Here is an 8,767-nt window from a genome sequence, read left to right on the forward strand (position 1 = left end):
CGCCCAAGCTCGCGCTGACCTACCTGAACGACGCGGCCTCCCACGCCCGTCTGGTGGCCGGCCGGTGGCCCTCGGCCGCCGTGACGTACCCGCGCTACGAGGTGGCCCTGTCCGAGTCCACCGCCGCCACCCTCGGCGTCCGGGCGGGTTCGACCCTGAACGCCGGGTTCCTGGGGGCGGAGACCACGGACGGGGTGCAGGCCGAGGTGGTGGGGCTGTTCAGCCCGGACCAGCCGGACAGTGCCTTCTGGGCCTCCACCCCGTGCCTGACCGCCGCCTGCCTGGACAGTGTCCGGAGGGACGGCTCGGCCGTCCCGTTCTGGTGGAGCGGTGCGCTGGTCGGCCGCGGCGGACTCGCCGGGCTGTCGTCCTGGGGCGGCAGCGGCGCGGACTTCTACCGGCTCCCGTTCGACCTCGTCGCGCTGCACGCCGACCGGCTGCCCGCCGTCCGGGGCGCGGTGGCTTCGCTGATCGCGGGACCGGCGAACAACCGGGTGGCCGAGGCACTCGGGCCGCATGACTTCCAGGTCACCTCGACGCTGCCGCAGCTGCTCGCCGAGGCCGCCCACCGCCAGGCAGCCGTCGCACCGCTCACCGCGGTCGGCCCGGCGGGCGCGGCCGGGGTCGCGGGTGCGGTGCTCTGCCTGGCCGCAGCCCTGGCCGCCGAGCGCCGGGCCGGCGAGCTGCGTCTGCTCCGCGCCCGGGGCGGCTCGCGGACCGGGGTGCTGCGCCGGCTGCTCGGCGAGACGGCGGTGACGGTGCTGCCCGCCGCGCTGGCCGGAACGCTGCTCGCTCTGCTGGTGCTGCCGACCGGGCGCTGGGGCGCCTCGGTGCTGGCCGCCCTGGCGGTCGCCCTGGTAGCGCTGCTGGGCTTTCCGCTGCGGGCCCTGGTGCTGTCGGCGGGCCCGCGTCCGGGCGGTGGCCGACGGCGCCTCGTCGTCGAACTCGCGGTGGCGGCCGCCACCGCGGGCGCGCTGGTGGCCGTCCGGCGCCGGGGGGTGGCGCCCGGCGGCGACGGAGTCGACCTGCTGCTGGTCGGGGCTCCGCTGCTGCTCGCACTGACCGCGGCCCTGGTGCTGGCCCGGCTCCACCCGGTGCTGATCGGCTGGGTGGCCCGTCGGGCGGGCCGGGGCCCCGGGCTGGTGGGGTTCCTCGGACTGGCCCGCGCCGCCCGGGGCGACGGCCGGCGGCAGCGGCCCACCGTCCTTCCGCTGCTCGCCCTGCTGCTCGCGGTGACCACGGCGGGCTTCGGCGCCACGGTGCTGGACTCGGTGACCGCCGGGCGCGAGCGGGCCGCGCTGGCCGCGGTGGGTGCCGGGGCCAAGGTGACCGGCATGTCAACCGCCGTCCTGCCCGAGGGATTCGAGGCGGCCGCGGCGCGGCTGCCCGGTGCCGGAACGGCCACCGCCGCCTGGGCGGACGACGCGGCGCCGGTGGGTACCCCCGGCGGCGTGCTGGTCTCGGACGTCACCGTGATCGTGATCGACCCGGTGGCCTACGCGGCACTGACCCGCGACCTCGGCCGCGGTGGCTTCGACCCCGCGCTGCTGGCCGACGACGGCCGGCCGGACTCCCCGGTCCCGGCCCTGGTCAGCCGGGACATGGCCGAGCGTCTCGGCAGCACGCCGGGCGCTGTCCGGCTCGCGTCCGGAGAGCTCCAGGCCAAGGTGGCGGGAGTGGTCGACGGCACCCCGGTCATCAACGGCCGCGGCGGCACCAAGACCATGGTCCTCCCGGCCGGCCCGGTGACGCGCCGGCTCCCCAAGCTCGGCCGCCCCAACCTGTGGCTGGCCACCGGCCGGATCGAGACCGCCGCGCTGCGCGACCTGCTCCAGCGGCTGTCCCCGGCCGCAGCCGGCGCCGTGTCGACCGGCGGAGGCTCGCAGCAGCCGGCCAAGGCTTCCTACTCGGTCCGGACGAAGGCGGAGACCGCCCGCGAACTGGCCGCGGATCCGCTCCAGCGGACGGCGGCCGGGCTGTTCTGGGCGTCCGTCGCGGCGGCCGGCGGCTTCGCGCTGCTGTCCGTCCTGCTGACCCTGGTCCGGGCCGCGCCGGAGCGGGCCGCCCTGCTGGCCCGGCTGCGCACCATGGGCCTGCGGCCGCGGCACGGGCTGGCCCTGATCCTGGCCGAGGCGCTGCCGCAGCCGCTGGTGGCCGCAGTCGCGGGCGGCCTGGTGGCCGCCGCCGCGGCGCCGCTGCTCGGCGCGGCGGTGGACCTTTCGGCCCTGGTCGGCGCGCCCGTGACCACCGGGCTGCGGACCGCCTGGCTGCCCGTACTGCTCCAGGTGCTGGCCCTGGCGGCGATCGCGGCCGCCACGGTCGTCGCCGAGGTGGCGGTGTCCGGGCGGCGACAGATCACCACCGAGTTGAGAGCGGGGGACGCGCGATGAGCGACGACCAGGCGGCACCCAGCTACCAGGAGCTGCAACGGACGGCGCTGGCCGCGGCCGGGCCGCGCGCGTACGGGGCGGACGCGGCGATCGCCTGCGACCGGCTGGTGCGGATCTTCCGCGCGGACCGGGTGGAGGTCCAGGCCCTCCAGGGGCTGGACCTGGTGGTGGACCAGGGAGACCTGGTCGCGCTGGTGGGTGCCTCGGGCAGCGGGAAGTCGACGCTGCTGAACATCCTGGCGGGCCTGGACGTGCCGACGGCCGGCGGTGCCCGGGTGGCGGGCTGCGATCTGCTGGGGATGTCGGCCAGGGAGCGGCTGCGCTACCGCCGGGAGGTGGTCGGCTTCGTCTGGCAGCAGACCGCGCGCAACCTGATGCCCTATCTGACGGTGGCTCAGAACATCGCGCTCCCGCTGCAGTTGCGCGGCCGGTCCGGTTCGCGGGGGGCCGCGGCGCGCCGCTCGGCCCGGGTGGCCGAGCTGCTGGAGGCGCTGGGCATCGGCGACCTGGCCCACCGCCGGCCGGTCCAGCTCTCGGGCGGCCAGCAGCAGCGGGCGGCCATCGCGGTGGCGATGGTCAACGACCCGGCGGTCCTGCTGGCCGATGAACCGACCGGTGAGCTGGACTCGGAGACCGCCGCCGGAGTCTTCGACGCACTCCGCACCGCCAACCGGGAGCTGGGCGCCACGGTGGTGATCGTCACCCACGACCCGCTGGTGGCGGGCGAGGTGCGCCGCACCGTGGCGATCCGGGACGGCCGGACCAGCAGCGAGGTCCTGCGGCGGACCGTGGTCGACGAGCACGGCGCGGAGACCGTCAGCGAGCGCGAGTACGTGATGCTGGACCGCACCGGCCGGGTGCAGCTGCCCCACAAGTTCCTGGAGGCGCTCGGCATGGAGCACCGGGTGGCGGTGGACCTCGAACCGGACCACGTCGCCGTCCGGCCGGACGACCCGACGGGGAGCTGACCCGCCGACCGGCGCCGGGGCCCGCGACGCTCCCTGGTGCCGGCCGGTCTCAGGTCAGGTCGTCGGTGCGGCCCAGGGCGTCCGGCTGGGTCTCCTCGATGCGGCGCAGCATCCGGCCGAGCAGCGCGGAGAGTTCGGGGCGCTCGGCCGGGGTGATGTCCTGGAGCAGTTCCTCCTCGAAGACCGCGGCCATCCGCATCGACTCAAGCCACTTGTCGCGGCCTTCCTCGGTCAGCTCGATGATCACGCGGACCCGGTTGGCCTCGTCCCGCTCCCGGGTGACCAGGCCCTCGGCGACCATCCGGTCGATCCGGTGCGTCATCGCGGCGGGGGTCAGGCCGAGCCGTTTGGCCAGGTCGCCGGGGCCCATCCGGTACGGGCTGCCGGAGACCACCAGCGCCTTGAGCACCTCCCACTCGGCGGAGGTGATCCCGAGCACAGTGAGCTGCCTGCCGTAGGCGACGCTCATCCGCCGGGCGACCCGGGAGAGGGTGGAGACGATGGTCTCGACCTGGGGGTCGACCGTGGGGAACTCCCGCAGGTAGACGGCCACTTGGTCGGCGATGTCCAGCTCGTCGCTGGTCGTCGGTGCGGCCTTGGGTGCACTCATGCGGCCCATTCTCCCACGAAGGGATGCAGGCGTTAAGCCTTTGACGATTCAGGGTTCCGATGTTTAGAGTTTAGCTCTGAAATCTTCTGATCTCGAAGAGTATCCACTCGAAGAGTATCCAGTGAAAGGGTGTGCACGGTGACCGGCACGGTGAAGCAGCAGAGGCAGCAGCGTCATGGGGCGGGCGGCCCGCTGCGCCGCGTCCAGATCGGCAATGCGCTCAGCGCGTTCGGCAGCGGATTCACGATGCCGTACATGTTCGTCTACGTGGACCAGGTCAGGGGCCTGGGCTCGCTCGCCGCCGGGATGGTGTTCACCGTCTTCGCGCTGGCCGCGCTGGCCGTACTGCCCTTCACCGGCCGCGGGATCGACCGGTACGGCCCTCGCCCGGTGCTGCTCGCCGGTACGGCCCTGGCGGCCTGCGGCGCGTTCGCGTTCGGCCACGCCACCGGCACGCCCGGCCTGCTGCTCTCGTCCTTCCTGTTCGGCGCGGGTGTCACCACCTGCCAGCCGGCGCTGGCCACGATGATCGTGCGCTGCTCGACCCGGGCCACCCGCTCGCGGGCCTTCGCGCTCCAGTTCACCCTGGTCAACCTGGGGATGGGCATCGGCGCCCTGGTCGGCGGACAGATCGTGGACGTGGCCGACCCGGCCAGCCTGACCCGCCTGTTCACCATCGAGGCGCTGACCTTCCTGGGCCTCGCCGTCGTCACCGGCACCGCCCGCATCCCGGCGCCCGCGCCGGTCGCGGTCGAGGAGACCACGGGCGGTCCGCAGGGGCTGCGCGCGCTGTTCGCCGACAAGGCCATGATGCGGCTCTGCCTGCTCGCCGGCCTGATCTTCTTCACCTGCTACGGCCAGTTCGAGTCGGGCGTCGCGGCCTTCGCCACCGACACCGTCGGCACCGCGCCGTCCACCCTGGGCCTGGCGATCGGCGCCAACGCGCTGACCATCGTGGTGCTGCAGATGTTCGTGGTGAAGCTGACCGAGCGCCGCCGCCGCACCACCGCGATGGCCGCCGCCGGCGTGGTCTGGCTGGGTGCCTGGGCGACGGCGCTGACCGCCGGTCTGGTCCGCTCCGACGAGCTGGCCGCGACCGTGGCGATCGTCGCGGTGTACGCCCTGTTCGGCGCCGGCGAGTCGCTGCTGGCCCCGACCATGGGCCCGATCGTCGCCGACCTCGCCCCGGCCCGGCTGCTCGGCACCTACAACTCCGCGCACGCCCTGGTGAAGCAGATCGCCATCGCCGTCGGCCCGGCCGTCGGCGTGCTGCTGGTCGGCTCCGGCACCTGGCCGTTCTACCTCGCGGTGATGGTGCTCTGCACCCTGCTGATCGTCACCCTGGCCGTACGCCTGCGGGCCCACCTGACGCCCGCCCAGGACAACGCCGTCCTGCAGCCCGGCATCCCGGCGACCCGGGTCCCGGCCCGCGCCTCGGTGACCTCGACCGGGGAACTCCGGGCCGTGGCGTGACAGAGGGCCCGTCTTCAAACTCCCGCCTGCCGGGCGACACCGGGGCACGCACCTCGCCGCGTTGTCGTCGGTCGCCGATGGCCCCCAGCCTCCGGCCGGGCGGTGCCCCCACCGCATGGACTCTCCCCCAGCCTTCGGCCGGGAGGTACCCCCATCCTCCGCCTTGCGATGCACACACCCCGACGCCGCCCGGCCCGCCCTCCGGGCGGACGACGGGAGTTCGAAGACGGGCCCCAGGCCCCACCGGCTTCCGGCCGTCGTCCGCAGCACCTCGGGGGAGGGACTGCCGGACGGCGGCCGGACCTTGTTCGAAAGGGTTCGGAGGGGGTCAGGTGAGGGTCGTGGGCATCAGCAGGGAGAAGGTCTCCGCGCGGTCCGGGAAGCGGACGGCGAGCGGGGCGATGGGGCCGCCGAGTTCCAGGACCAGCTGGTCGGCGCCGCCCGCCGCGACGGCCTCCAGCAGGAAGTCGCGGTTCACCCCCACCCGCAGGCCGTCCGCCGGGCCCTCGGGGTCGGCCACGGTGAGCGAGCCGTCGGCGGACACGGTCAGCACCGAGACCTCGCACGCGGCGCCGTCCTGGCTGCGGACCACGTTCCTGGTGGCGGCGCCGGCCAGGGCGCCGCGCAGCTCGGCGGCGTCCAGGTGCAGCCGGTGGGTGGGCTCCAGCCGGATCAGCGGCCGGTAGTCGGGGTAGTCCTGGTCGATCCGCTCGCCCAGCACGGCGCGGTCCTCGACGGTGGCGATCAGCCGGTCGCCCTCGACGACGAGGCGGACCGGCCGGGCGCCGGCGCCGTCCAGCAGTGGGCGGAGCTCGTCCACGAAGCCGGTCGGGACGATCACGCTCGCCGTCCCCTCGGCCGGTCCTTCGAGCGGTGCCTGGGCGACGGCCAGCCGGTAGCGGTCGGTGGCGACCAGGCGCAGCACCGCCGCCTCCGCCTCCAGCAGGACGCCGCTCACGGCGGGCTGTCCGGGGTCGGTGCCCACGGCGAAGCGGACCGCGTCCAGTGCGGCGGCCAACTCCCGGGCCTGAACGGTCAGTCGGGCCACGGTGATCGGGCTCATCGGGTTCTCCCTCTGGTCGAGTAGCGTCCGTACCGTGGAGAGCTCGCGACGCGCGTCCGCCAGACCGTCCTCCAGCCGCCGCAGGTGACCGTCCAGCACCTGCCGGGCCGTGCCCGCAGGCCCGCCCAGCACGCGCGAGATGTCCGCCAGCGGCATGCCGACCCGGCGCAGCCGGGCGATCAGCCGGGCATCCGCCAACTGCTCGGGCGCGTACCAGCGGTAACCGCTCTGCGGATCCACCCACGCGGGCCCGAACACCCCGGCCCCGTCGTAGAACCGCAGTGCGCTCACGCTCAGCCCGCTGTCCCTGGCCATCTCACCGATGCTGTGCATCACGCTGCTCTCCACGCCGACGACTCTGCGGCCTCGACCAGGTCGAGGGTCAAACCGGGCGCCCACCGTAGTACGAGGTGCAGCGGGGCCTGCCGCGTCGGATGCTGGCTAGGGTTTCGGAGTAGGACCGCCCCCCATGTGACGGTCGGTCTGAGGCGACGTAGTGTCAGCCGGGGCGGCACCCCACAGCGATCGAAGCGATGAATCGGCGAGGTCATGGCGCACGCGACAGTCACCGACACCGACCCCCCGGTCCGTACCGCAGTCCCGGCGCGGGCGGCCCGGTACCTGCGCGGGCCGGAGGTGGGGTGGGCCGTCCGGCACTCGGGCTGGCTCGGACCGGTCGCGGTCGCGCTCTTCGCCGGGCTCCTGCGGTTCTGGAACCTCGGCTACCCCAACGCCTTCGTCTTCGACGAGACGTACTACCCCAAGGACGCCTGGTCGCTGCTGCACCAGGGCTACGAGGGCGTCTGGCCGGACAACGCCAACTTCGAGATCCTGGGGGTCCCGCAGCACATCCCGCTCACCTCGGCCCCCGAGTTCATCGCCCATCCGCCGCTCGGCAAGTGGGTCATCTCGCTCGGCGAGTCGGCCTTCGGCCTGCACCCGTTCGGCTGGCGGGTGGCGGTCGCGCTGCTCGGCACGCTGACCGTGCTGATGCTGGCCCGGATCGGCCGCCGGCTGTTCTCCTCCACCCTGCTCGGCTGCACCGCCGCGCTGCTGATGGCCGTGGACGGCCTGCAGTTCGTGATGAGCCGGGTCGGGCTGCTGGACGGGGTGGTGATGTTCCTCGCCCTCGCCGCCTTCGGCTGTCTGCTGGTCGACCGCGACCACACCCGCGAGATCCTGCGCGCCGCCCGCGCCGAGGGCGGCCGGGCCGGGGACGAGGTCCGGCTCGGGCTGCGCCCCTGGCGGCTGGCGGCCGGCCTGCTGCTCGGCGCGGCCTGCGCCACCAAGTGGAACGGCGCTCAGATCCTGGCCGCCTTCGGACTGCTGACGGTTCTGTGGGACCAGTCCGGACGCCGCTGGGCGGGGGCGGCCCGCCCCCGGCGTTCGATGCTCCGGCTGGACGCGCTGCCCGCCTTCCTCTCGACGGTCGGCGCCGCCGTACTCGTGTACGTCGCGTCCTGGAGCGGCTGGTTCGCCACCGACGGCGGCTTCGACCGCCACTGGGCCGAGGGCCGGGCCGGCCTCTCCCCGCCCCGCACCCCCGTGCTGGACATCCCGCTGCCGCAGGTCCCGATGGGCTGGGTGCCCGAGTCGCTGCGCAGCTGGTGGCACTACCAGGCGCAGATGTACGACTTCAACACCGGCCTCACCAGCCCGCACATGTACCAGTCCAACCCGTGGAGCTGGCTGGTCCAGGGGCGCCCGGTCAGCATGTACTGGGCTCTGGTGCCGCAGGGACAGCAGGGCTGCACCGCCCAGGGCGGCTGCGCCTCGCAGATCCTGGCGCTCGGCACCCCGCTGCTCTGGTGGACCGCCTGCTTCGCGCTCGCGTACCTGCTCTGGCGCTGGCTCTTCCGCCGGGACTGGCGGGCGGGTGCGGTACTGGCGGGTGTCGCCGGGGTCTACCTGCCCTGGTTCCAGTACCAGCACCGGACGATCTTCTCCTTCTACATGGTGGTGCTGGTCCCCTTCCTCTGCCTGGCGGTGGCCTTCATGCTGGGGGCGATACTCGGCCCGCCCGGCTGCACGGCGCGGCGCCGCCGGTACGGTGCGATGGCCGCGGGAGCCGTCGTGCTGGCGATCGTCGGCTGCTTCGCGTACTTCTACCCCCTCTACACGGCGGAGGTGATCCCCATGACGCGGTGGCAGGACCGGATGTGGTTCACCAGCTGGATCTGAGCCGTGGCGGCCGCGAACCAGCTCCTTCCCGTCACGCCCGCCCTCGGGGCCGTCACGGCCGCACTGCTGCTCGCGGCGGCCG

Annotated in this window: 6 protein-coding genes; 4 read left to right on the forward strand and 2 right to left on the reverse strand. The window is 74.4% G+C overall.

What is annotated here, in order from left to right; all coding sequences use genetic code 11:
- Window positions 1-2,390, forward strand: a 2,390-nt coding sequence (locus UK12_RS41795; protein WP_052682326.1) for a hypothetical protein, incomplete at its 5' end; no start/stop codon positions are given.
- Window positions 2,387-3,358 (forward strand): ABC transporter ATP-binding protein, encoded by a 972-nt coding sequence (locus tag UK12_RS30825; RefSeq protein ID WP_045306504.1) that lies wholly within the window; start codon window positions 2,387-2,389, stop codon window positions 3,356-3,358. The genes UK12_RS41795 and UK12_RS30825, both read left to right, overlap by 4 nt.
- A gap of 49 nt (window positions 3,359-3,407) precedes the next feature.
- Here UK12_RS30825 and UK12_RS30830 read toward each other — a convergent pair whose 3' ends face one another.
- Complete coding sequence (locus tag UK12_RS30830) at window positions 3,408-3,968, reverse strand: MarR family winged helix-turn-helix transcriptional regulator (RefSeq protein WP_045306505.1); 561 nt, start codon at window positions 3,966-3,968, stop codon at window positions 3,408-3,410.
- Between the two features lie 138 nt (window positions 3,969-4,106).
- Here UK12_RS30830 and UK12_RS30835 point away from each other — a divergent pair, with 138 nt between their 5' ends.
- Window positions 4,107-5,441, forward strand: a complete 1,335-nt coding sequence (locus tag UK12_RS30835) for an MFS transporter (protein ID WP_197085306.1) — start codon at window positions 4,107-4,109, stop codon at window positions 5,439-5,441.
- A gap of 328 nt (window positions 5,442-5,769) precedes the next feature.
- Here the strand turns inward: UK12_RS30835 and UK12_RS30840 are convergent, their stop codons facing one another.
- Window positions 5,770-6,852 carry a DNA polymerase III subunit beta family protein gene (locus UK12_RS30840; protein WP_197085307.1) on the reverse strand — a complete coding sequence of 361 codons (1,083 nt, stop codon included), beginning with the start codon at window positions 6,850-6,852 and terminating at the stop codon, window positions 5,770-5,772.
- Window positions 6,853-7,053: 201 nt separating this feature from the next.
- On the opposite strand from UK12_RS30840, the gene UK12_RS30845 reads away from it, so the two are divergent.
- Window positions 7,054-8,685 carry a dolichyl-phosphate-mannose--protein mannosyltransferase gene (locus tag UK12_RS30845; protein WP_082120089.1) on the forward strand — a complete coding sequence of 544 codons (1,632 nt, stop codon included), beginning with the start codon at window positions 7,054-7,056 and terminating at the stop codon, window positions 8,683-8,685.
- Window positions 8,686-8,767: the final 82 nt, after the last annotated feature.

The organism is Saccharothrix sp. ST-888, from assembly GCF_000955975.1.
In the GTDB taxonomy this organism is placed as follows: Bacteria; Actinomycetota; Actinomycetes; order Streptomycetales; family Streptomycetaceae; genus Kitasatospora.